The 23,443-nt window shown below is 60.2% G+C and carries 21 protein-coding genes and 1 tRNA gene; 12 read left to right on the top strand and 10 right to left on the bottom strand.

The window, feature by feature from the left end:
* Nucleotide 1 precedes the first annotated feature (1 nt).
* Together AC1EKG_RS08855 and AC1EKG_RS08850 are read left to right on the top strand one after the other, a co-directional pair.
* Nucleotides 2-352 carry a hypothetical protein gene (locus AC1EKG_RS08855; RefSeq protein WP_004808307.1) on the top strand — a complete coding sequence of 117 codons (351 nt, stop codon included), beginning with the start codon at nucleotides 2-4 and terminating at the stop codon, nucleotides 350-352.
* Nucleotides 353-356: 4 nt separating this feature from the next.
* Nucleotides 357-725 (top strand): hypothetical protein, encoded by a 369-nt coding sequence (locus tag AC1EKG_RS08850; RefSeq protein WP_004808309.1) that lies wholly within the window; start codon nucleotides 357-359, stop codon nucleotides 723-725.
* Between the two features lie 63 nt (nucleotides 726-788).
* On the opposite strand, the gene AC1EKG_RS08845 is transcribed toward AC1EKG_RS08850, so the two are convergent.
* From AC1EKG_RS08845 to AC1EKG_RS08835, 3 genes are all read right to left on the bottom strand, one after another.
* Entirely contained in the window at nucleotides 789-1,007 is a 219-nt protein-coding gene (locus AC1EKG_RS08845) for a hypothetical protein (RefSeq protein ID WP_481067831.1), read from the bottom strand.
* Nucleotides 1,008-1,043: 36 nt separating this feature from the next.
* The gene (locus tag AC1EKG_RS08840) at nucleotides 1,044-2,234 is read right to left on the bottom strand and encodes a tyrosine-type recombinase/integrase (protein WP_004808312.1); all 1,191 of its coding nucleotides are present in this window, start codon (nucleotides 2,232-2,234) and stop codon (nucleotides 1,044-1,046) included.
* 113 nt (nucleotides 2,235-2,347) lie between these two features.
* Nucleotides 2,348-2,421 (bottom strand) — tRNA-Gly (locus tag AC1EKG_RS08835).
* 62 nt (nucleotides 2,422-2,483) lie between these two features.
* Between AC1EKG_RS08835 and AC1EKG_RS08830 the strand changes: the two genes are divergently transcribed.
* The 3 genes from AC1EKG_RS08830 (at nucleotide 2,484) to AC1EKG_RS08820 (ending at nucleotide 4,817) form a co-directional block, all read left to right on the top strand.
* The gene (locus AC1EKG_RS08830; protein WP_481067830.1) at nucleotides 2,484-2,978 is read left to right on the top strand and encodes a (deoxy)nucleoside triphosphate pyrophosphohydrolase; all 495 of its coding nucleotides are present in this window, start codon (nucleotides 2,484-2,486) and stop codon (nucleotides 2,976-2,978) included.
* A 40-nt stretch (nucleotides 2,979-3,018) separates the two neighbouring features.
* A complete protein-coding gene (locus tag AC1EKG_RS08825; RefSeq protein WP_004808317.1) occupies nucleotides 3,019-3,720 on the top strand; it encodes a TetR/AcrR family transcriptional regulator in 702 nt (233 codons plus the stop codon).
* A 101-nt stretch (nucleotides 3,721-3,821) separates the two neighbouring features.
* Nucleotides 3,822-4,817: a hypothetical protein gene (locus tag AC1EKG_RS08820; protein ID WP_004808320.1), complete on the top strand. Its 996-nt coding sequence runs from the start codon at nucleotides 3,822-3,824 to the stop codon at nucleotides 4,815-4,817.
* A 118-nt stretch (nucleotides 4,818-4,935) separates the two neighbouring features.
* Here the strand turns inward: AC1EKG_RS08820 and trxA are convergent, their stop codons facing one another.
* The 3 genes from trxA to AC1EKG_RS08805 all read right to left on the bottom strand — a co-directional run bounded on the left by trxA (nucleotide 4,936) and on the right by AC1EKG_RS08805 (nucleotide 8,072).
* Entirely contained in the window at nucleotides 4,936-5,301 is a 366-nt protein-coding gene (gene trxA / locus AC1EKG_RS08815; RefSeq protein ID WP_004808322.1) for a thioredoxin, read from the bottom strand.
* Nucleotides 5,302-5,351: 50 nt separating this feature from the next.
* On the bottom strand, nucleotides 5,352-7,025 hold the full coding sequence (gene pgm / locus AC1EKG_RS08810; protein ID WP_040315507.1) for a phosphoglucomutase (alpha-D-glucose-1,6-bisphosphate-dependent): 1,674 nt from the start codon (nucleotides 7,023-7,025) through the stop codon (nucleotides 5,352-5,354).
* 129 nt (nucleotides 7,026-7,154) lie between these two features.
* Nucleotides 7,155-8,072 carry a DUF5926 family protein gene (locus AC1EKG_RS08805; RefSeq protein ID WP_004808326.1) on the bottom strand — a complete coding sequence of 306 codons (918 nt, stop codon included), beginning with the start codon at nucleotides 8,070-8,072 and terminating at the stop codon, nucleotides 7,155-7,157.
* Between the two features lie 180 nt (nucleotides 8,073-8,252).
* Between AC1EKG_RS08805 and AC1EKG_RS08800 the strand changes: the two genes are divergently transcribed.
* The gene (locus tag AC1EKG_RS08800) at nucleotides 8,253-9,041 is read left to right on the top strand and encodes a glycosyltransferase family 2 protein (RefSeq protein WP_004808328.1); all 789 of its coding nucleotides are present in this window, start codon (nucleotides 8,253-8,255) and stop codon (nucleotides 9,039-9,041) included.
* Here the strand turns inward: AC1EKG_RS08800 and AC1EKG_RS08795 are convergent.
* Nucleotides 9,023-13,681 (bottom strand): hypothetical protein, encoded by a 4,659-nt coding sequence (locus tag AC1EKG_RS08795; RefSeq protein WP_048707894.1) that lies wholly within the window; start codon nucleotides 13,679-13,681, stop codon nucleotides 9,023-9,025. The two genes, AC1EKG_RS08800 and AC1EKG_RS08795, sit on opposite strands and share 19 nt — an antisense overlap.
* 54 nt (nucleotides 13,682-13,735) lie before the next feature.
* Between AC1EKG_RS08795 and pheA the strand changes: the two genes are divergently transcribed.
* The 4 genes from pheA to AC1EKG_RS08775 are packed head-to-tail and all read left to right on the top strand — an operon-like array spanning nucleotide 13,736 to nucleotide 18,281.
* The gene (gene pheA, locus AC1EKG_RS08790; RefSeq protein WP_004808332.1) at nucleotides 13,736-14,686 is read left to right on the top strand and encodes a prephenate dehydratase; all 951 of its coding nucleotides are present in this window, start codon (nucleotides 13,736-13,738) and stop codon (nucleotides 14,684-14,686) included.
* A gap of 41 nt (nucleotides 14,687-14,727) precedes the next feature.
* Nucleotides 14,728-16,218 (top strand): MurT ligase domain-containing protein, encoded by a 1,491-nt coding sequence (locus AC1EKG_RS08785; RefSeq protein ID WP_004808334.1) that lies wholly within the window; start codon nucleotides 14,728-14,730, stop codon nucleotides 16,216-16,218.
* Nucleotides 16,215-17,057 carry a type 1 glutamine amidotransferase gene (locus AC1EKG_RS08780; RefSeq protein ID WP_004808336.1) on the top strand — a complete coding sequence of 281 codons (843 nt, stop codon included), beginning with the start codon at nucleotides 16,215-16,217 and terminating at the stop codon, nucleotides 17,055-17,057. Before AC1EKG_RS08785 ends, AC1EKG_RS08780 begins: the two co-directional genes overlap by 4 nt.
* 24 nt (nucleotides 17,058-17,081) lie before the next feature.
* Nucleotides 17,082-18,281, top strand: a complete 1,200-nt coding sequence (locus AC1EKG_RS08775) for a diacylglycerol/lipid kinase family protein (protein ID WP_004808337.1) — start codon at nucleotides 17,082-17,084, stop codon at nucleotides 18,279-18,281.
* Between the two features lie 3 nt (nucleotides 18,282-18,284).
* On the opposite strand, the gene AC1EKG_RS08770 is transcribed toward AC1EKG_RS08775, so the two are convergent.
* Together AC1EKG_RS08770 and AC1EKG_RS08765 are read right to left on the bottom strand one after the other, a co-directional pair.
* Entirely contained in the window at nucleotides 18,285-18,704 is a 420-nt protein-coding gene (locus AC1EKG_RS08770) for a sterol carrier family protein (protein WP_004808339.1), read from the bottom strand.
* Nucleotides 18,688-20,412 carry a phosphoenolpyruvate--protein phosphotransferase gene (locus AC1EKG_RS08765; protein WP_004808341.1) on the bottom strand — a complete coding sequence of 575 codons (1,725 nt, stop codon included), beginning with the start codon at nucleotides 20,410-20,412 and terminating at the stop codon, nucleotides 18,688-18,690. The genes AC1EKG_RS08770 and AC1EKG_RS08765 overlap by 17 nt, the downstream gene beginning before the upstream one ends.
* 248 nt (nucleotides 20,413-20,660) lie before the next feature.
* Between AC1EKG_RS08765 and AC1EKG_RS08760 the strand changes: the two genes are divergently transcribed.
* Together AC1EKG_RS08760 and AC1EKG_RS08755 are read left to right on the top strand one after the other, a co-directional pair.
* The gene (locus AC1EKG_RS08760) at nucleotides 20,661-20,918 is read left to right on the top strand and encodes an HPr family phosphocarrier protein (RefSeq protein WP_004808343.1); all 258 of its coding nucleotides are present in this window, start codon (nucleotides 20,661-20,663) and stop codon (nucleotides 20,916-20,918) included.
* A gap of 92 nt (nucleotides 20,919-21,010) precedes the next feature.
* The gene (locus tag AC1EKG_RS08755; protein ID WP_004808346.1) at nucleotides 21,011-22,741 is read left to right on the top strand and encodes an RNB domain-containing ribonuclease; all 1,731 of its coding nucleotides are present in this window, start codon (nucleotides 21,011-21,013) and stop codon (nucleotides 22,739-22,741) included.
* 60 nt (nucleotides 22,742-22,801) lie between these two features.
* On the opposite strand, the gene AC1EKG_RS08750 is transcribed toward AC1EKG_RS08755, so the two are convergent.
* Nucleotides 22,802-23,248, bottom strand: coding sequence for a Dps family protein (locus AC1EKG_RS08750; protein WP_481067829.1), 447 nt, complete (start codon nucleotides 23,246-23,248; stop codon nucleotides 22,802-22,804).
* Nucleotides 23,249-23,443: the final 195 nt, after the last annotated feature.

Genomic DNA, 23,443 nt, shown 5'->3' with positions numbered 1-23,443 from the left:
AATGGACCAGCTATTCCAGCACATTAGCCCCATTGATTTTTCCGCACTCGCGGGCATCCTGGGCACATTCGTAGTCTCGGTGATAACTCGCGCGCACTGGACGCAAAACACTAAACGCCTGGTCGCGCTCGCGGTGTACGTGGCGCTCGCGGCGGCGACCTTCGTGTTTATTAAGTATCCGGCGTTTTACCAGTTCGCGATTATGAATCTGGGTGTGGTTGCGGGGGCTGGGCAGATAGCCTACACGGTCCTAAAGCCCACGGGTTTGATGGATTGGGTGCGTGATATTACTTCCCCGCCTGCTGGTAGGCACCGCGCCCCCACCAAGACCGGCGAGGGGAAGGAGGAGTGAGCTTTTGAGCGGGTTTATTGATGCTCTTGCCACTCTTGGCGGGTTCGGGGGGTTCGCAGCTTTCATCACAGCAATCGCGGGAGTGGTAAAAATCAAACGCGTCGAACATTCCAACAAGAAGATTGAGAAAGCCGCTTGTGAGACCCGAGAGCAATTGGAGACCAACCACGGCTCAAGCTTGCGTGATGCGGTGAATCGTATTGAGCGCATGCAAAAGGAGCAAGATCGCAGATTCGATCTCTTACTTGATCAGGTGAAGAGCCTGGGGCATCAGGTTGGGGATTATCGGCGCGAGCAGGCTATCGCGGCTGAGGATCTACACGCGCGCATGCGCAACCTAGAATTACGGACTGAGAAGTGCAACAAGCACTAGCATTTAGGGGCACCCTGACCAGGTTTGGCCGGGGTGCCCCTCTTTTTTATACGTTCCCTGCGCTTATGATTCTTCGGGTATCCAGCCAATCCTCGTGGTGTAGCCTTCAGCTTCTAAGGCAGCGCAGCATAGGCCGATCATCGCGCCATGCATTTTAGCGGGAACAGGCTCCCCCAGGCCGCGCTGGGCAGCTTCGTTATCCGGGTACCGTTCCAGCTGGACGAATTCGGGGGTGCCGAATTGCTCTTCCATTTCTTCCGCGTAGTTTAGGGTTGCAGTCACGTGCGCGCCAACCGCGCCCCCCTTGAGCGCGCCTGGTCACCCCTCGATTTCTGGCAATGCCTGAGAAAGTGCTACCTGCACAGCAGCTGCAGCTATCGCACCCGCCTCAGGGGCGAGGTGCCCATAAATGTCAGAGGTTTGCTTTATGGAAGAATGTCCTAGTCGCCTCTGGATTACAGTCAATGGCACGCCTTGCGATATCAGCCAAGAAGCGTGCGTATGCCGCAAATCGTGTAGGCGGGGCATCCGTCTAATGCCGGCAGCTTTTACGGCTTTTTTCCAGATAGGTCTAAACCAATCCCCGCGTAGGTGCCCACCCTCGGAATTTCTAAAAACGAGCAGCTCGTGCGGCGTTGCCTCCACGAGAGGCAGGAGAAGCTCGGAAATCTGCGGAGGCAGCGTAATATCACGCACTCCGGCGGCAGTTTTCGGCTCCCCAATGTACCAGCCGCTTACCCCTCGCTTCCACGCCTTCGAAACGCGCACGATGACCGGCGCGGATTCGTAATCAAAATCGTCAGGGTAGAGCGCGGTAACCTCCCCCCAACGCATCCCTGTGGCAGCTAGCAAAGCCACGAGCGGCTGCCACCGCGTTGGGAGCTCATCGAGTATCCTCGCGAACTCTCCCGGCTTCAAGAAAACTGGCTCCTTACGCCTGGTAATGCGGGGCAGGGGTATCCCTTCGGCGCGGTTTACAGTAAGGCGTTCAGCGCGTACCTCGTTACGCAATATGGATGAAAGTAGGCCGTGGGCGTTAGCGATTGTTTTGGGGGCGAGGAATCGAGCAGGAGGTAGGGGCTTGCCTTCTTCTTTGCTCCGCTTGCGTGCCCTGGCCGAGGCCAGCGTTTCGGTGGTCCGTAGCTCCATGATCCACCGCTCCACGTTTTCCCGCTTGATGGCGTCGGTAGGCCAGCTCCCGAAATAGGGGGCTATCCGGTTGTTGTAGATTGTCCGGTAATCTTTTGCGATTCTCTCGGCACCGTGCGAGGCTGCGACGATTAGGTAATCCTCGAAGGCGGCATTAAGAGTTCTTGCGGAGGCGGTCATAGGGGTGCGTGCTGCGCGAGCGTTTTGGCCACCTACTTGATCGATCAGGGCGATGAATTGCTGCGCTTCTTCGAATGTGGGGAAGGTCTCGGATGCTGAGTTAGCCCCGGGCGTGGGTTTGAAGCGTACGCGCCAGACGACGGTCCCATTTTTGTGGACTATTTTTTTGGGAGTTTTCATTTTTGACCTTGTTGCAGGAGGAGTTTTAGATGACTTGGGAATGCCTCCCGTGTCACGCTCCGTGTCACATCTTTATTCTGTAGTGCATTGTTGCAGGTCGAAGAAGGTTTGATTGGAGCGGGTGACGGGAATCGAACCCGCCTTTACAGCTTGGGAAGCTGTCGTTCTACCGATGAACTACACCCGCATTACTTAGCGTCGAGTTGTAGCATAGCAAAACAGAACCGTGCACGCCAAAACCGAAACAAAATGGACACAAACAACACGCCCCTTGCCGTCACCCCTCGCACAGTCGTCGCAGCAGTGATCATAAACGACGCCAACACGCCAGAAAAGATCCTCGCTGCCGCCCGCTCCTACCCAGAAGACCTTGCAGGCCAATATGAATTCCCTGGCGGCAAAATTGAACTGGGCGAAACGCCCACAGCCGCCCTCGAAAGAGAATTGCAAGAAGAATTGCAAATAACAGTGCGCGTAGGCCCAGAACTACTGCCCCGCCAACAAGAAGGGCAGGGCGCTACCGGCTTCTGGCCAATCCTTGCCGACATGCGCATGCGAGTATTCTTCGCCGTGCTGGACCCGGCAGGGCAGACGCCGCACACAACCGGCTCGCACAGCATTCTTAAGTGGGTAACCGAAGGTGAATCGCACGTATTGCCCTGGCTAGCCCCAGACCAACCTATTGTGCAAGGCGCATGGCATTACATAAAAGCGTGGGCAAAGTTGCCAAAGAAATTTTTCTGAACAGGGTGTCATCTACGTATAAAACTGGCAGAATGTAAGAGTGCCCAAAATTATCGGATCGACGCTGGCGGAACATCGCCAGCGCACACGCAATCGCCTTTTCGAGGCTCTGTCTGAATTGCTGTCAGAACGTGCCTTCGAATCTTTAACTATGGCCGAAATCGCCAAGACTGCCGGCGTTGGGCGCACAGCTGTGTACAACCACTTCCCAGACAAGGAAGCGCTACTCCTAGCTTTTATTGCCCACGAAACCGAACAGTATTCGCAAAAACTGGAAGCCTCGCTGACTCACATTGTGGATCCGGTGCACGGCCTGCGCGTCTATATTCGCAGTCAGCTTGAGCTGGGGGCCGCCTATTCGCTGGCGCCCGGCAGGGACTTGCGCAAAGTGGTCTCCGAAGAAACTGAAGAAAAACTGCACCACCATGGTGACAAGGTGGCGGCAATTCTTGAACGGCTTCTGAAAGAGCTAATGGAATCCAAGCAGATTCCGGAACAGGACACCACAATCCTGGTTTCGCTGATCAACGCCACGCTTGCGGGACGAACCCTCCCCAAGGAGCCAATGGCCCGCGAGTATCTGATTCTGTCCGTACAGTCATTCATCTTGCGTGCGGTAGGGGTGGCAGCCGAGGTCATCAACGTGCCTGGAATGGCAGTGTTCGAACAACTGCGTCGTTCAGGCTCACTAGAACATGCGGTGGACGAATTCGGGGCAAGTGCTTGCCCGGTACACCACTAGGGCCTCGGCGCTAACGCCCACGGTAATAACTAGGGCGACTTTCCTGCTAGATGCAGCACTTACGCTAGCTTTCATACAGGATTGCCTGTACCCTCCATACTGTGGGTGACGTAGAACCAACAAAGGGAAACCGGCCAGAACAAGTCGGTTATACCTCACGTGCCCAAAATAATTCTTCGGCAAAACCTTCTACAGGTGGCGCATCGCGGCTGGGAAATGATGGATTATTTGCCACCGTTACCCGCACAAAAAACGGCATCGTAGCAGGTGGCGCCTCAGCCATTAGTGGCGCCCTGGCAAAGAATGAGCCCGCTAAAGCCGAAGTGAAACCGGCCAAAGAAAAATCCGTCAAAGCGCCCAAGGCGACCGCCATAACGGCAGTAGTTTTGCTGGTTGCCGGCCTCGGGATCGGCGGGGCTGCCCTGGCGGTAATCGACTCGCATCGCACCCCCACTCGGTCAGTTCCCATGACGGCTCCTACCACCTCTACGACTAGCCAGCCCACTTCTTCGCCGTCTGCAAGCGTAAAGACCAAAAAGTACCGGCAAAAGAGCACGCCTTCCCCCGAGCCCTCGCCCTCGCGATCAGCCGAACCGCAGGTAACGGAAAAGACGTATAAAGAAGAAACCTGGATCCCGGATGGGCAGGCCCCGCAAGTAAGCCAGACTGAGGAGCACAAGCCCAGCAGCCCCAGTACCAAGACAACCGAGGCAACCACAGAAGAAGAACCCACTCCGGATGCCAGCCCCATCCCTAAAGACGCGCTACATTCCATGCCCGGCTTTGCCACCGGGAACGGCAACATCTCCTGTCAAATTAATGCCAACAGGGTAGCTTGCCTGGTTTATGAACACCAAGAATTCGGTGGGGAAGAAGGCCGGCCCCTGCGCGGAGTGATGGATTCTTCCGGGCAGATTCAAGGCGTTACCAGCGTAGAAAGTGGAACCCGCGATCCCGAATATCAGACGCTAGAGGACGGGCAGAGCGCCGCCAGCGGCAAGCTCGCTTGCACTAGCTTGGGCGAATCCGTCCAGTGCTGGAACGCCCAGACCGGTAGCGGATTCAAAATTGGGCCGGCTGGCATAGCCAAGCTCTAGCCAATCACTCCCCAGAACGCCACCTTCGCCCTGAACGGAAAACATCCTTATACAAGACGCCCGCCTGGGCTCACCAGTCACAAGACCGGGTCCAGGCGGGCGGAAAGTATTGCTGAGGCTAAGCCTGCTCTTCGGCAGCCTCCGCCTCGGCGCGAACCTTGTCCATGTCCAGGTCGCGTACCTGCTGAATAATCGCTTCCAGCTCGGAAGCGGACATGACGCCCGCAGTGCGGAATACGCCCACACCGTCACGGAATGCCATGACGGTTGGGATGGACTGTACCTGTGCCATCCCGGCCAGTTCCTGCTGCGCATCGGTGTCTACCTTGCCGAACACAATATCCGGGTGCTTCTCGGATACCTTGTCGTAGATCGGCGAGAACTGCCGGCACGGGCCACACCAGGTAGCCCAGAAATCGATGAACACAATGCCTTTTTCGACAATCTGTGGGAAGTTTTCAATGGTCAGTTCTTGGGTTGCCATGACTCTCCTTAAAAGTTAGAGGGCACTGGAAGGCTAAAGGCCCAGCCAGTTTACTTTAGCGCCGCGGCGACTACTTCCTGGGCGGCTGCTTGAACCTGCTTCAGGTGATCGTCCCCTAGGAACGATTCAGCATAAACCTTGTACACGTCCTCGGTGCCGGAAGGCCGCGCAGCGAACCACGCGTTCCTTGTAGTTACCTTCAGTCCGCCAATGGGAGCGTCGTTGCCTGGAGCCTTCACCAATTTGGCGGTGATGGGCTCGCCAGCAAGCTCGTCAGCTGCCACATCCTGAGGCGAAAGCGCCTTCAGCTTGGCCTTCTGTTCCTTGGTAGCCGCAGCATCAACGCGCGCGTAGGAAGGCTTCCCGAAGCGCTCTACCTGTTCCTTGTGAAGCTGCGAGGGCGTCTTCCCAGTAACAGCCAAAATTTCGGATGCCAGCAGCGCCATGATGATGCCGTCCTTGTCAGTGGACCACACCTCGCCGTTGCGGCGCAGGAATGAGGCTCCCGCGGACTCTTCGCCGCCAAAGCCAATGCTGCCATCTAGCAGGCCGGGCACGAAGTACTTGAAGCCTACTGGTACCTCGATCAGGTTGCGCCCCAAGTTGGCGGCCACCTGGTCGATCAACCTGGAGGAAACCAAGGTTTTGCCAACCGCGCAGTCGGCAGACCACTGCGGCCGATGCGTGTAAAGGTATTCGATCGCTACGGCCAGGTAGTGGTTCGGATTCATGAGCCCATCAGCGGTGACAATGCCGTGGCGGTCGGAATCTGCGTCGTTGCCGGTCGCAATGTCGTATGGGGTGTGCCCATCCTTGTCGGGAGTCATCGCGTTTAGCAGCGATGCCATTGCCGAGGGCGAAGAGCAGTCCATGCGGATCTTGCCGTCCCAGTCCAGGGTCATGAAAGACCAGGTGGGATCGACGGTGGGGTTTACTACGGTCAGGTCTAGCGCATACTTCTCGGCAATAGCGGCCCAGTAGTCTACGGAAGCGCCGCCGAGCGGGTCAGCGCCGATGCGGATGCCAGCGTCGCGAATGGCGTCCATGTCAATGATCGAAGCTAGATCGTCTACGTACGAACCCAGGTAGTCGTAGCGTTCCACGTGCGCATCGGAAAGGACTTCGTCTGCCGGAATGCGGGGAATGGATTGCCAGTCGGCTAGCAGTTCGTTAGCGCGGTCCGCGATGGGACCGGTCGCGTCGGTGTCTGCCGGGCCGCCAGTAGGCGGGTTGTACTTGAAGCCTCCGTCGCGGGGCGGGTTGTGCGAGGGCGTAACCACGATGCCGTCAGCCAGCCCGTTCCCGTCGGTACGCACCCCGTGCCTGCTATTTGCTCCGTTGGCATGCAGGATCGCGTGCGAGACGGCGGGGGTGGGAGTGTAAGAATCGCGGGAGTCGATGCGGACGGTGACTCCTGCCGCAACAAGTACTTGCAGGGCGGTGCGCCAGGCCGGTTCGGACAGGGCGTGCGTGTCGCGGCCAATGAAAAGAGGGCCGTTGATGCCGTGTTCCTTGCGGTATTCGACAATTGCCGCGGTGGTGGCAACAATGTGGGCTTCGTTGAAAGCTCCATCAAGAGAGGAGCCGCGGTGCCCCGAGGTGCCGAATACGACTTGCTGATCTGGGTTATTAGGATCAGGCACTATGTCGTAGTAGGCGGAGAGGACTTCGTCGACGTTGATGAGGTCTGCGGGTGTTGCTTTAGTTCCAGCTCTTTCGTGCATACTCCTATTGTGCACGCCAAACCTGGCAAAAGCCTGCGATATTTCGGCCTATTTCATTAGACGGACTAGATTCTCAGAAAATGGAGGCGGACCCGTAGGTCCGCCTCCACGTTGCGTTTTTGCTGTTTATTAGCGCAGCGATACCTGCCGCGAGACGATACCAGCCTTGGCACGCCTTTCGGCGTCGGTCAGGTTGGAGGCATCCTTCAGAGCCGCGTCTAGTCCCTTGCGAAGCGCATCTAGCGGTTCGGCTAGGTCTGCACTCAGGTGGTCGATTTCGACCTCGTCGGAAAGCTGGAATACGGGAGCGACTAGACCGCAGGCGCGGAAGGCCCCAATGAATTCGCTGCCTTCGCCAACGTTCAGCTTGCCTGCCGCGCGCAGCCGGGCGAGGGCGTTCAGCACGTCCTCTTCCTCTTCAGACAGCACCCACCGCAGGAACGGGTGGGTCATGTCGGCCCAGTAGGCGCCGCGGTTGCCCGCAACTTCGCCCATCTGCACGATAGAATCGGCGGATTCTTCAATGGCGTGCTGCACCTCGGGGGTGCGTTCGGTGGCGTCGTCTAGCCAGAACTCGAAATCGTTGTGCAGGGTGAAGGTGCCCATCTCGGCGGGATCAAGCAGATCGGTCAGAGCCGGCGCCTCGGTGCGCGGGTCCAAGCCTTCAATGGTTGATCCAGGCTGTGCCTGCAGTGCCCGGTCAATGACCAAGGCCAGGTCGTGGGCGGCATCCCCACTGCGGTTGCGGGTATTCAGGGCCACCTTGATGGTGCCGTCGTCGTGAATCAGTGCCTGCGCGTTGCGGGGAAGCATGGTGCAAAGGATGATCGGAGTGTCCTTAGCAGTCACCTGCAAGGTGGCTGCGGGCAGGATCTCGCGCATGGCAACCAGCTCGATCTCGCGAGCAAAACCAGCGAAGGGGCGTTCGTTGAATTCTACGGTGAAGGCCTCTTGCTTCGGGGCCTTCTTCTCATTTTCGGCAACGAGGGCGTCGATTTGGGCCCGGCGGGCCGCGTACTTAGCCTTGCGGCGTGACTTTTTACTCATGGTAAATAGGGTACCTGGCGCAGTCTATTTTCCCTATCTTTGCCCCGGCTGCGATGTGGTTTCTTTGCAATTTTTATGTAAAATGACTACGTAGATTTTATGCCGTGTGGGACACCTCCCGGTACTGGTCTACACTTGGTAACGCCCATTCGCGCAGACAATAAAAGGCCAGGAGATCGAGTGTCTGACACACAAACTCGCAAGGTTGCGGTTGTAATCCCAGCTAAAGATGAACAGGACCGGATAGCCGGTACCGTGCGGGCTTGCAAAGCTATTCCTGGGGTCGACCTGATTGTTGTGGTCGATGACGGTTCTTCCGACGACACGCAGCAGGTGGCCCGTCATGCTGGCGCAGCTACGGTGCGACACACGGTGAACCGTGGCAAGGCTTCGGCCATGGAGACGGGCGCCAACATTGTGGCGATGCACGATGCCGAGGGCGCGGAGCCGCACCTACTTCTTTTTATTGACGCTGATCTGGGCGAATCTGCTGCCGAAACTACGCCTCTTGTCGAGGCCGTAAATCAGGGCCGCTGCGACATGGCGATCGCGGTTCTTCCCCCTCAGCCTGGCGCTGGTGGGCGGGGATTTGTTACCGGCCTGGCCCGCAACTCGATCGAATGTGCGGTGGGGTGGCGTCCCACCCAGCCGCTGTCGGGGCAGCGTTGTATTACTCGGGAGGCCTTTGATGCTGCCCAACCGCTCTCTAGCGGGTGGGCGGTAGAAACCGCGCTGACTATTTCGGTTTTGGGGGCCGGCTACACCGCACTGGAAGTGCCCTGCAACATCTCTCATCGCCCTACTGGCAACGATTTGCGCGGGCAGCTGCACCGGCTAGGCCAGTACCGGGACGTAAAGGTAGCCACTGTGCGGCTGCGCCTGGAAGGGTACTACTTGAAGCCGGAAAATTATGCTGCATCGCAGCGCATGCAGCGCGATTTCCAGCCCTATCAGGTGCGTTCCAGGTAGTCGTTTCGCACTAGCGCATCCAAGATGGTGTCCGCTGCTGCCGGGATTGCCATGATTGCCGCCACCCCTGGCAGAACGATTCCCGAATCATTTAGAGCGAAGGCCATCGCCTGCGTGGTTAGGAGTGCCCACGCGCAGGGGTGAACCCACTTGGGCAGTGCACGTAGGCGCATCCGCGTTCCGGTGTTAGGAATGGCGCAGCCAGCGAGTTTCGCGATCTTCACGGCTGCTTTGTCTACCATCCACGTAATCTGTTGTGGCAGGTGCGCCTTTCTTCCGCGCAACCGCGGGTAGGTGTAGCACAGCCATACTGCCACCGCGACGAGGGCGGCCACTACCACCCAGCGCAGGGTAGAGACGCTCAGTAGGCGCAAATTGGTTTGCAGCTTTCCAACAATGATGGGCAGCATGTCCCCATCTAGGGTGGATTGTACGAACCGGCCCAGGTGGGTGCGGGAGGAGGCCGGACGCATCCAATCCAGTAGGGCAACTAGGCCGGCTCCGCCAACCATTGCCAGTGCAATGGGAACTACCCACCGCCAGCGCAATCGGTACCCGCCGATCAGGATTACCAGCACTGCAATGCCGGGAATAAATGCTAGTATTCCGCCAAAATCGGCGCCCACTGAGGGGGCCGCGTCAACGTATAAGAAGAGGGCGCATACGCCTAGTACGGCCACGGTCTTTACCCACTGCTTGCAAAATTGGCTGCCTACCCACCCGGCAAGGAGGATGGTGCCCACGCTAAGTAGCGAGAAGGTCTCGTTTCCGACCCCGTAATAGCGCGCTGCCGCCAGAGAGTTGAAGCCGAACGGGGAATCGATCAATGCGCGCGTGCCAGTAATTACGTCTAGTGCGATCGCGAACGCGGTAGCCCCTGCAATGACCAGGGCGGGAGCGCCTGCCTGCCGCCACGGCCCGGCAAGAGTGGCCGCCGCCAAGAGCGCTGCCAGGGCTAGACTGCCTCCGTTCAGGGCTGCGTGCGTGTCCTGGAAGTGCCACCAGCAGAAGGCAGAGAGCGCCAAGGTGGCCAAGGGAATGGACGCGACGGTCAAACAACTAAACCGCAACAGGGCGCGCCAGAACCTGGCGATGTGGAAGCCTGCGCCAACCCCTAGCGCGAGCACGGCCAACACCAGGATGATCGTTACCGTGCAGGTCACCAGCATCCCGTAGAAGTTAGCGCGCGCGTCGCGCATTGCGAAAGCCCTATCGGCCTGGTCGGTTAGGAAGGCGTGGCGCACATTCATGGACTCATCGCCCAGGGCAATCTGGTTGGTGATGGCAGACCCGGCGCCGGGCATGTCAAAGCCCAACCAGTCGCCCACTGTTGCCGCCACATCTGGCAGCTGCACGATGCCGCGCTGCCGTACCGAGGACGAGCGGGCTAGCCCACCCTGCTTGGCCGGGCTCACGCCGGGACCAGCCAAGACGGCAGTTTGCATGTACGAGCGCACTCCGAAATCTGCCGATGAAACAACTATGAGGCGTGCATCCTTTGGGATGGCTTTTACTACGGCTTCGAGACGGGCCAGCTGCCGCTCGCCTTGCTTCTCTACCAGTTTTGCCCGCTGCGCATCGGTCGAGGCTTCTTGGTCGGTTTTGATCGAGAACGCTGTTTCGGGAACTTCGGCTGCGTCCTCGACATCTGGCTTAGACCCAACGCTTACTTCGGGATTGTCTAGGGAGCGCAACTCGGGACGTACCTGCACCTCGGTGGGTTCTTCACCAGTTTCTTCTTTCGCGTTACGGATGGCTCGGCGGGTCGCTGCCGCTGCGCGATCAGGGTTTTGCACCGTACTGATAGCGTTAGCGTCCACCACTGTCAGGTCGTATGTGCCCAGGTCCTTCGCAACGGTTGCTGCCAGCTCTTGGCTGTTTGCTGGCGCTTTTACCAGGGTTCCTTGCGGGATGCCCTTGGCGTTGGCGAGGGCGACTCCCGCCCCGTTGCCGATGGCGCGGGCGCGCAGGTTGTGCGCAGTAACGGCCTCGCCCAAGGCGCCCAGCGTGGGTTTGTTGGTCATCTGGGCCATGGCTTTCGAATAGTAGCCCCACCGCCGCAGAGCAGGCCTGGAGGAGGCAGCGTCGGCCTCGGGCAGCTGCTGCAGCGAACTACAAATCTCGTACCCGCCCAGGGAATTGCGCCACGCCCTCTGGCCGGCATTCAAAGTCAGCCAGGAATCGATGGGACAGGAGGGGCCAGACAGGGCTAACGGCACCAGGTTGGCGGAGCTGCCGGATGCCGCCCGCTCGTACAAGCTGGGGGCTGTGCGGGCAGTGACCTTTTCCCACCGGATCCCCTCGGTAAACACGGCTACGACCGGTGCGCGGCCTGCCTTCGGGATTTGGTGAGTGTTGGCATCTGAGGGGCTCGCAGTGATAGCCGCCAGCGTAGCCCCCAAAAGGGCCGTGCAGACCAGGGCCAGCCCCAGGCGCCGAGGCCACCTGCGGGTTGCGGGCAGGCGAATAAAACTGGTTTTTCTTGCTGGCAAAGTGAGAGCCATCCTGAACAGCCCCCCGCAGATAAGTACCCCTACTAGCAGTAGCCCGATGGTCAGAATCAGCATTCCCGAGTCGTTGCTCAGCGAGGCAATGACCAGCAGTATCGTGGCCGAAAGAAGGACATTGCGGTGGTAGGCAGACACGCGCGTGCTGAACCGCGGCGAATACAGCACCACTGCAATGCAGCCGATAGCTATCACAAAAAGGCAAGCCGCAACTAGGGTCCCTGCCGATCCTGCTACGGTAAGCCACGCAGCGTGGGCTTTGCGCTGCACAATTGGCCAGGCTCCGCCCTCGATAACGGTGGCAACGAAGCGACCCAGGTGAGTGCGCGCCTGAGGGGCCTGCAAATAGTCAATGACCGCAAAGAGGGCGGTACCCGCGAAGGCGGCCACCACCGCAAGCAGCAGGTGGCGTAGGCGCACCTTCTTCCCCCGCAGCCAGGTGGACAGCAGCACGGTAACGAACAGGATTGCGGGTGGGCCACCGAAGTCGGCGCCCATGGTAGGAAAGCCGTCTATAACAGCCAGCGCCAGCCCCAGGACGGCGGCAAAAAGCGCGCTTCCGCTCCACGCTGCCAGGATCACGAAACAGACGGCCATCAGCGTGAACTCGGTGTTGCCGGAACCGTAGAAGCGGTTGCCCGCAATGGTGGTGGTGCCCGTTGCAGAATCTAGCTGCAAGGGAGCGCGACTAGCGATCACCCACGCGAAGACCACCAGGGTAATGGCCGCCAATACTACGGGCGCGTTAAGCGGCCTGGCCACGGACTGGGGGATATGAGGGCGAAGCCACCGCGCCACCCCGTGCGCAAGTGCTACTAGCACTGCCGCCACCACTACTAGGCAAGTAAGGGAGATGACCACTGCGCTCGCGGTGGAATTGGTATCGAAACGCCAGGTAGGAAGCAGGTTGGCAAGCAGTGAAGCAACCGGGATGGCAGCTGTTAGCTGGGCGAGGACGGTGGGCACTTTCTCTATTGCCCGGCCTTTGGACCGCCTGAAATACCTGGCCAATCCGATCAAGATGGTTACCCCGGCTAGCGTGAACCACAGGATGAAGAATGCCGGCTGGGTGACCCTAGCCGTGTCAGTTTTTACAGATCGATCCAGCAGGCTGGCGATGCGATCTGGGAAGTCTATTTTGCCGCTGCGTCCGGCGGTCCACACGGTAGCCCCCGGAGAATTCTCGGCGGGGGTGGCCCCTATGGATTGCAGAATCGTCTGCGTTAGGTCTGCTGTTTGTACCAGCCCGTCGCGGCGCAGCGAACCCGACTTTGCTAGCCCGGGGGCAAACGCGTCCGCCTGCATCGCCAGCAGTTGCAGGTGGGGTACTTGGTTGCCCTCGGCCAAAGAAGCAATAATCACCTGGGTGCCTTCGGGCAGGGCCTTCACGATCTGCGAGAGCTGGCGCACCTTCGCCCTCACCTGGACGCGATCGCTTGCCTTCTGATCCAACTGCGGGTAACCCCCTTGCGGGGTGGGATTTAGCTGGCCAGTAACCTGCGGCGGATTGGCCGGATCAACCGCGCCGGTATCCACCACGGTCACATGGTTTTCCCGCGCGGCAGTGGACACCGTGTCCGCTAAATTGCCCGTGTTCCGCAACACCGGCCGAGCTAGCTTTCCGTCCTTGTCGGCCAGCGCCAATGCCGCGCCCGGGCCAACTGCAACCGCCGATTTGCGATCCTGTGCCAGGGCCGCCTGCAAGTACCCGAGGCCCACCTGCCCGGCCGGTATCACGTCCGCAGTGAGCTGCTTCCATCCCTGTACCTGTTGGTCCCGTACTTGCGGGAACGCGCATTTGCCGCTACGCCTAGAGATGGTTGCCCGCTGCCCGGCGCCAAGCGACAGCCACCCGTCGGCCGGGCAAGACACGGCGGCGGTTGAACGCGTTACCAAATTCGCCACCACGCCCTCTTCGGCAAATTTTGCGAACGGACGCGAGGCAGGGTCGGAAAAATCTACGTCCTGCCAGCGCAGCCCGGAGGTGCCAAGCACAACCAGGTGCCCGTGCTGGCGCAGTAGGGGGGAAGGCTCTGCAACGGCCTGCCCCGGAAGCAATACCGCGAGCAAGCCAAGCACCAAAGCCACGATGGCTGTCTTGACCTTGGTTTCTACAGGCGGGCAAGAAATCATGGTTCAACTTTAGTCGAGTATCTTTTTAAAACACTGATAGGAAAGGCGGCAACCATGGCAGCAAAGCAGCAATCAAACGCTCAAAGATGGGCATTCCTAGGCCCCTTCGGCACATTTTGTGAGCAGGCGCTCAGCCAGGTGCTGCCAGAAGATGCCGAAGCGCTGCCCTGCACGGGCGAAAAAGCGGCGCTGGACGCGGTCCGCAACGGCGATGCGGTCCGCGCTGTTGTCCCCATCGAAAATTCTGTAGAGGGCGGGGTAAACGCCACTATTGATTCGCTCGGGCACGGTTCCCCACTAGTCATCGTGGGAGAGGTCTACGTGCCTGTCGGCTTCACCCTGTGCGTGCGCAAGGGAACTGCCCGCGAAGAGATCAAGCGCGTAGGTACCCACCCTCATGCGTGGGCGCAATGTCGCAACTGGCTTACCGAAAATTTGCCGGGCGTACGGCACGTGCCAGCCACCTCTACCGCTGCGGGCGCAAAGCTGCTTGCCGAGGGCGAAGCCAGCTACGACGCCGCCCTCTGCAGTGCCATTTCGGCCACCCGCTACCAGCTGGAAGTTGTGGAGGAAAACGTGGCGGACAATCGTGGTGGACGCACCCGCTTCGTAGTGGTGGCAAAGCCGGGTGTGCCTGGGCAGGCAACCGGGGCGGATAAGACGACGCTGCAGATCACGCTCCGTTCTAACGAGGCCGGCGCACTGCTGTCCATGCTGCAGCAGGTGAAGGCCCGCGGAGTGAATCTATCGCGTATTGAGTCCCGCCCGGTGGCAGCGCACCCGGGCACCTACTCATTCTCGGTAGACCTGGAAGGGCACGTGCGCGAAGAGCGCGTACAGGCGGTCTTGAACGGCCTGCACAGGCATTGTCAGAAGGTCCGGTTCATCGGCTCCTACCCGCGTGCAGACCACCAGGAAACCCAGGTAGAGATTGGTTCTAGGGACCAGGACTTTGTAGCTGCTCGGGCCTGGGTTGACTCGGTATTGCGGGGCGAAGGAATCTAGCGAACTGCGTCCGGGCGCCCTCGGCACATACAATCGGATCTATGAACCAGTTTCCAGGGGACAAGGTATCCGCAGCAGTAAAGAAGGTAGGTGGGGCAGCCAAGGATTTGGGCTCGTCCCTATCTGTCCTGCCCCGAGCAGCAAAGTCGGGCAGCTCCATCCGCACTTTGCTGGCAATAGCCGCGGGGCAGGGCGCTTCTTGGGCCTCCCGCACCCTAGGGCGGGGCAGCGGTGGCATGATCGGTGGCACGGTCGCCGAAAAGCTTAGCCCCGAGCTGTTGCAAAAGCTGGCTGCCCCGATGCGGTCGGTGATCATCACGGGCACCAACGGCAAATCCACTACCACCCGCATGATCGCCGAGGCGTGTGCAGCGGGAGGCCTTACCGTAGCCACCAATCGCGGCGGCGACAATATGTCCGAGGGCGTGCTCTCCGCCCTCATGGAAGAGCCTACGGCGGACGTGGCCGTACTAGAGGTAGACGAGATGCACGTGCGCAAGGTGGCTGCCGCCGTAAACCCTGACGTGCTTGTGTTTCTAAATCTTTCTCGCGACCAGCTGGATCGCGTAGGCGAGATTGCCACTATTGAGCGGCGGCTGCGTGCCACCGTCGTGGAACACCCACAGACCACGGTCGTAGCAAACGTGGATGACCCGCTGATGACCTCTGCCGCCTGGGACAGCCACAAACCCGTGTGGGTAGCTGCCGGCAAAGGCTGGTCGGGTGATTCCCTGACCGCCCCTCGCACGGGCGGGGCAATCCTGTACACCGACAAACAGGCGGCAGCCTCCGGTACCGACACGGGCGTGTACTGGCATTCCGTACCTCTAGACGAACTCCAACTAGCGGGCGGGAAAACCACAGCCGGCCCCGACGAAGCGGGCCAGGCAGTGTCCGGCTTAGACGCTAAAAACCCCACCGACTTCTACCGCCCAGAACCTACCTGGACCTGGAGCGCCGACTCCTACCAGCCAGGCGCCACCATGAAAGCAAACACTCCTGCCGGGGCCGTCTCAGTCACCGTCAACCTGCCCGGGCGAGCCAACCGCGGCAACGCCTCCCAGGCGCTCGCGGCGGCGGTCGCCCTCGGCGTAGATCCCAAGCAGGGGGCTGCCGGGATCGCGAAGGTGAGCGCCGTGGCAGGCCGCTACGCAAGCTTGGATGTGAATGGCAAGTCGGTGCGGCTGCTGCTGGCAAAGAACCCGGCTGGGTGGCAGGAGTCGCTCACCATGCTGGACCCGCAGGCCGCCCTGGTCGTAGGCGTAAACGGGCAGCGGGCAGACGGCACTGACCTGTCCTGGCTGTGGGACGTGGACTTTGACAAGTTGGCGGGCGCGCGCGTGTGGGCTACTGGCGAAAGAGGCGCAGACCTGCAGGTACGGCTGCGCTATGCCGGAGTGGACGCGCAGTATGCGGATACTCCGCTGCAGGGGCTGGACAAGATTCCTGGCGGGCGCGTGGATATGCTGCTCAACTACACTTCTTTCCGCGATACACGCGCCGAACTAATCAGGAAGGGGCTGATGAAATGAGCGAGGCATTACGTATTGGCGTACTCATGCCCGAGGTGCTGGGAACCTACGGGGATTCCGGTAACGCCGTGGTGCTGGCCCAGAGGGCGAACTGGCGGGGTATCCCTGCCGAGGTCGTCCACGTGGGCGTATCCGAAGCCATCCCCTCCGAACTAGACATTTACACCTTGGGCGGGGGCGAAGACATTGCCCAGACTATTGCCTCTAGGCATCTAGCTGGCGACAACGGGTTGAAGCGAGCCATCGAGGCGGGCAAGCCGGTTCTGGCCGTGTGCGCGGCGTTGCAGGTGCTGGGCAACTGGTACTCCGACGCCAAGGGCAATCGCACTGCAGGGGCTGGGCTGCTGGATGTGGTGACCATGCCGCAGGGAGCCCGCGCAATTGGCGAACTGGCTACTTCGCCAGCTATTTCTGGCCTGGACCAGGAACTGTTGGGATTTGAAAACCATGGTGGTGCCACCATGTTGGGCCCGGATGTGAGCCCGCTCGGGTACGTGCACGCCGGTATCGGCAACGGGCTGCCCGGGATCGCTCCGCGTATTGACGACGGCATCTCTTCGGACGCGGGAGCGCAGGCTGGCGCCCAGCTAGACACTGCCATTCCAGACGGATACCGCGCCCACATCGATGGCAGAGCGGTAGAGGGCGCCGTTTCCGGTTCGGTGGTAGCCACCTACATGCATGGGCCGGTGCTGGCTCGCAACCCGCAGCTGGCTGACTATCTGCTCGCGGGCGCAGTGGGCGCCCTTGCTCCCCTCCAGGTCGAGGGTGTAGAGCGGCTGCGGCAGGAGCGGATAGCGGCGGGCAAAGCGCAGCAGCAAGAGCGAGCCTCCCGGTAGCGGCCGGTCGGATATTATTCAATCATGTCTGTAGTAGCGCTGATCGTAGCCATTTTGGCGCTGGTGGTGGCTGGTCTCGCCCTGTTTGTGGCGTCGGCTGCGCATACTCGCGCCACGCAGCTGGAGACGCGGCTTAGTGCCGCCTCCCGTGACTCTTCGAAGGCTAAGGACGGCACGCCCTCGAAGAAGCCTTGGGTGATCGTCAACCCGGCCCGAGTGGACGATATTGCCGGCTTTGAAGAGACGGTTGGCGAATGCGCTTTTGAGGCCGGTTGGGAAAAGCCGCACTTTGTGCAGACACAGCTGGACGTGTCTGCGGCAGTGCAGGCGCGCGAAGCGGTCGAGGGCGGCGCTGGCGTAGTGCTGGTAGCAGGCGGCGATGGCACGGTACGGGCGGTGGCAGCCGGGCTGGCGCACACGGGCGTGCCCATGGCTATTTTGCCTGCTGGGACGGGCAATTTGATGGCGCGTAACATGGAGGTCCCCCTAGATTCGCTGCAGGAGGCCGCTTCTATTGCCTTTACTGGGCGCACCCACAACGTAGACCTGGGGTGGCTGCGTACTGAACACCATCCCACTGCGGTTACCGAACCGGTGAAGAACCCGGATGTGCCCAGGCATGATTCTGATGTGCCCACTGCCGAGGGCGAAGTGCTGGCTACCTTCATAGAAGACGGTCCGCGGCCGCGCAAGGATGAATACGCGTTCCTGGTTATGGCTGGGGTGGGCTTTGACGCGGACGTAATGGCCACTACCAAATCCGAACTGAAGCAGAAGATCGGGTGGTTCGCCTACGTCTTGTCCGGGTTGCGGCACGCTGCGAAACCCACCATGGACGTGGAACTGAAGTTGGGCAAACACGGTCTTACCAAGAAGGTCTCCGCCACCACGGTGCTCTTCGCTAACTGCGGGGTGCTGACCGCCAACGTGGTGTTGTTGCCCGATGCCCGCCCTGATGATGGGTGGCTTGATGTTGCCCGCCTGGATGCTCGCATGGGGCCGATTGGCTGGCTGGAACTGGGGTGGCGCCTGCTGTTGCAGGGGCTGGGAATCAGGCCCAAGATGGCCTCTTTCACCTCGGATCTGGACGCGCGCCGGGCTCGCCAGGCCGAATTGCGCGTCCAGCGCCCTCGCTACGTAGAAGTAGACGGGGATGCCATTGGGATGGCCACCCAAGTGTGGGTGCGCACCGATCGGGCAGCGGTAAAGATTCGCGCCCTGTAACGGCTAGGCTAGCCGCGGCAGGTGCAGGGGAAGCCGCGAAGACAGATCAGTGTGAATGCCAGAAGCGGTAACCCGCCCGGCAGCAACTGCCTCCCCAAACTGGTAGATGCCGGTAGCCATGGCTAGCCAGGTCGTTTCGTCGCATTCAACAACTGCCGGGGGAGTGCCGCGCCGGTGCAGCGTTCCCGCGATCGCCTGCACTGCCGCTGCGGGCGGCACGCGAACTTCAACGGACCTGCCGGGATACAGCTCGGCGAACTCTTCTAGCGACCAGCGCACCGCAGCCCGCCGTTGTTTCCGGTCCATCGTCTTGGTGGCCTGCCTAAGGGAGTCAAAATTGCCCCCTTCTCGTGCAGCAGTCGTAATCTGCCACCACTGCCGCAGGGCAGCCAGTCCGTCCTCGTCGCTAATTCTGCGTCGCACTCAATGCCTCGTTAAAAATCTTTAGTGCCCGTTCGCGTGCGTCCACCGCGCTGAAAGCGCCAGTGTAGGGGCCGTACATGTCTCCCGGGTCGTTGCCAATGACGGCGATTGCCGCCCTCTTACAGGTGTCCAAGTTTAGCTGCGAAATGTAGGAACCTACCGTCTTTATTGCCGAGGGCGCCATGGATAGCCCGTGCACGCCCATGCCCGTAAGGACCGAGGCGAGGACGGGATCCGCTGCTGCTTCCCCACAGACGCACGCCTGTTTGCCATGTCGGGCGGCTGCTCGGGCAACGTGCGCGATCAGGGTCAAGATTGCGGGCTGCCAGGCGTCCAGGTAGCTGGCCAGGTAGGGGTTGGTGCGGTCGGCGGCCATCAGGTACTGCGTCAGGTCGTTGGTACCCAGGGAAGTGAAGTCTACAATCTGGTAGAGCGGGTCGGCTAGGAATGCCAGTGCGGGCACCTCGATCATGATGCCAGGGCTCATTCCGCGTTCGCGCACCAGGTCGGCGAACATCTGTGCCTCGTCCAGCGTGGACACCATCGGGGCCATGACTCGCAGTGGTTCCTTGCGGCCGGCGGAAACTTCGGCAAGCGCATCTAGCTGGTGCAGCAGCACTTCTTTCTTACGCAAAATAGTGCGCAGCCCGCGCACCCCTAACGCCGGATTTTCCTCGGGCTGAGTGCCCGCCCACACCACCGGCTTATCCGAGCCGGCATCCAGGGTGCGGGCAATGAATCGCTTGTCGGGGAACACGTCGATGACCGACTTGTAGGCGCGAATTTGGGCATCCAGATTGGGTTCGTTGCGGGTTCCCAGGAAGGTGAGCTCTGTGCGCAGCAGGCCCACTCCGTCGGCACCCATCTTGCGGGCCTGTAACGCCTGCATCCGGTCTTGCACGTTCCCGTACAGGTAGATGCGGATTCCATCCTTGGTGCAGGCTGGTCCTTCCCAGTTATCTTCAGCCTGGTGGCGGGCCTCGTCGAGGGCGATGATCGACCTGGCATGGCCCGCATCAGGATTGATGGTGATGTGCCCGTTAGCGCCATCTACCAGGGCAAGTTCGCCATCCTCGACGTTGTCTATACCCTTGGCAGAAATGATGCAGGGAATCCCCAGCTGGCGGGAAACAATAACGAAGTGCGAAGTGGGACCGCCGCCGCGACACACCAGCGCCTTGACGTATTTCGGGTCCAGCGCGCCCGCATCGGCCGGGGCCAGATCGTCGCAAAAGAGGATCGTGGGCTTATCAAGTTCCGGCAGCGCGCCCTCGGGCATACCGTGAATCTCGGCAACCACGCGGTCGCGCACGTCAATCAGATCGGTGACGCGTTCGGCTAGCGTGTCCCCGGCAGCCACGAATTTGCGGGCAATATCTGCGATCGTCTGGGTGGCGGCAGAATCCGCCGGAGTGCCGGCCTGAATCAGTTTTGTAGTGGCGCTGCGCCAGGCAGGATCAGTAGCCATTGCAGCGGCCACGCGCAACAGGTCCGAGGACGATCCCACCGATTTTTCCGCCCTCGAAAGGAGGCGGGCAGTAACGTTGTCAGCGGCCTCAACGAATCGTTCGACTTCGTGGTCGCGCAATTCTTTAGGAACCGTCTGTGAGTCCAGCGAAATGGGTTGCGGACGCACCACCCACCGTACGGGCGCGAAAGCTGCTCCCGTAACAACGGGGATGCCTCGAGCATTAATGCGAGCATCCATGTGTCCTCCTTGGCCGGCAGATAACCCCATAATGCCGCGTTAAACGCTCCTGTAGTGGAAGTATCGCTGTGAGAGCGGCCACCTGTGGGGATAAAATGGGCCCCGGAACGCAAAAAGCAAGGAATCGCGGCGAAAGTCCTAAAAAGTGTTACTTTGGCCGCGACTTAGGCACAAAGTTTCTCACTCAGTGCTTACTGTGTACCCTGTTGGAGACGCCAGAAAATCTAACGTACAGATAAGGAGATAGCTTGTTCAGCAAGACCGTGAAAGTAGGTTCTTCCGTTGGTCTACACGCCCGCCCGGCAGCCAAGGTTGCCCAGGCCGCGGCTGACTTCGCCGAGCCTGTAACGATCCGTTCTGAAAAGGGCGAACCCGTAGACGCCTCTTCCGTAATGATGCTAATGACCTTGGCAGCAGGTCAGGGCGACACTCTGATTGTCGAATCTGAAAACGAAGCTGCTGTGCGGGCCGTTTCTTACGTGCTGGGCAAAGACCTAGACATCTAAGTATTCCCCAAAAATTGCCTTAGTCGGGACGGCCGGAAATAACCGGTTTGTCCTGACGCGCGCATCGGTCCCGTACGTGAGACCCTGATTACATGACGCGTAGGAGGCAGATCTACCCTGTAGCCCCGGACGTATTGGTCCCGGTGCTCGACTTAATCCGCAAGAACAACCAAGTGCCCACCGCATTCCCACAGGGGGCAACCCAGGAAGCACAACAAAGTGCCGAACGCTGGCAGCAGTGGGAGCGCCAGTTGCACCCGCAAGTTAGTGTCGCGGCAGCTGGGGGTGGCGCACAGGCAGAAAAGCCCTGGCAGGTAGTGCCCTTGCAAGTTGGCGACGGTAGTGCGATCCCTGCCGACTATCCGCCCACGTACCCGCGTCTAGATGGCACGGCTATCCCCCTGGTCACCATCGACCCACCCGAATCTAAAGACCTGGACCAGGCCATCGCTATCGCCAAAGTTTCTGATCTGCCCGAAGAGGCATTGGCCGGCCAGCACGAGGTTCCCGAACACGTGACCCAGTTGCGGCACCAGGACGCTCCCGCGAAGGCCAAATATCTGCTTGCCTATTCGATCGCAGCGCTGTCCTGCTTCGTGGAGCCCGGCTCGGAACTGGACGCCGAGGTGCATGCGCGCGGCAACACGCTGTATTTCCCAGACGGTTCTGTTCCCCTGCACCCGCGTGAGCTGTCCGCAGGAGCCGCATCCTTGCTACCCGGGCAGGTGACGCCCTCGTTCCTGTGGCGCATTGCCCTGGACGAAGAGGGGCAGGTTGTCTCTTGGCGGGTCGATCTGGCGGCCGTAATTTCGCGTGCGCAACTGGACTACCAGCAGGTGCAAGACGCGGTGGACGGGAAGGGGAAGTTGCCGCCGGCGGCTGATCCTGCCCTGCCCGCTCTGCTGCAGGAATTGGGATTGCTGCGCATTGAGCGCGAACAGGATCGGGGCGGAGTATCGCTGCCGCTGCCCGAACAAGAGGTAGAAAAACTTAGAGGCGGATACCAGCTGCGCTTCCGGGCCTCGCTCCCCGTCGAAAACTGGAATGCCCACATGTCCCTGCTTACAGGGATGTGTGCTGCAGCCGGGATGCGGCGCCTGGGGGTAGGGGTGGTGTGCACACTGCCGCCCGCAAAGAACGAGGACGTAGCCCGCCTTCGCCGCGCCGCCAGGGCGCTGGGGGTTTCCTGGCCGCTGGAAATGTCATACCCGCAGCTAGTGCCCACTTTGGACGAGGCCAATCCAGCGCACAACGCTTTCATGGATCGGGCTGCATCGCTGTTCCGAGGCTCCGGCTACCTGGTGTACGGGCCGGCAATTGGCGGGCGCGATCCGATAGGCGAACTGTTCCCGGTACAGGACCGGCGCGTGGTCCATTCGGCCATTGCTGCCGAATATGCGCACTCGACCGCCCCGCTGCGGCGCCTAGTCGACCGCTTCTCGCTAGAACTGGCGTGGGCTGACACGCGGCGGCAGGATGCCGGCGGGGGAGCAGCAGAAGAATTCATTCCAGGTTGGGTACTGGACGCATTGCCGCAGCTTCCCTCGGAAATGGGGAAGGCACGCCAGGCCGGGGCAAAGAACGAAAAGGAAGTCATTGCCGCCATGGAGGCCCTCACCCTTTCCGGGCACGAGGGCGAAACATACAGCGGGGTAATCCTAGACGCTAAAGAACACAGCGGACACATCATGCTTTCAGATCCCGCGATCATGGCCCCCGTCGAGGGCGAAGACCTGCCCGTTGGGGAACGGGTTGAAGTGGATCTTACCAAGGCTGACCTGGAAAAACGGCAGGTTGCTTTCGCTCTCGCACGGGCGGCATGAAGGTAATAAAAAGAGGCCCACCCCAAAGGGTGAGCCTCTTTTAGTCTTGTAGTCGCAGTACTACTTGGTGGCTGCGCGCAGGAACCAAGCCTGCTGTTCGAGTCCGGAAACGACACCAATCAGTAGGTCGCCAGTGATGGGGTCTGCTTCGTCGGCCTCGGATAGGTTCTGGCGAATCTTGTCGCATACGGTCTGTACGCGCTCGGCCATTACCTCGTAAGTCTTGTCTACGGGCAGGTCGCCAGCCTCTAGCTCGTCTAGAGTCGAGGTCTTAGCAACGGTGGATTCGCGTCCATCCGGGTTGCCGCCAATAGTGGCTAGGCGTTCTGCAACTTCGTCAGCGTTGTTGCGGACCAGGTCGACGACCTCGTCAAGCGCCAGGTGCAGTGCGCGGAAACGCGGGCCTTTGATGTTCCAGTGTGCCTGCTTTGCCTGCAGTTCCAACGAAATCAGATCAACCAGAGTCTGCTGCAGGGTGTCGCTTACGATTCCTTCAACCTTGACCATGTGCTTTCCTTTCCGGCCGCATTACGCGAGCCTAAATTCTTGTTCGTAGGCGTCGCCATTATTTCTAGCGCGCCCCAAACATACATACTTACCCTAACACCTAATCTGGAATTAGTCCAGAAAATGCCTACAATCGGCACAGTGCTGCCAATACGTAAAACGTGTGTGGGAGCGGGGAAACGCAGAAAAACTGGT

The organism is Winkia sp. C0117E2 (assembly GCF_056590455.1).
Note: the sequence above shows the minus strand (reverse complement) of the source record. Positions and strands in the feature narration are given on the sequence as shown.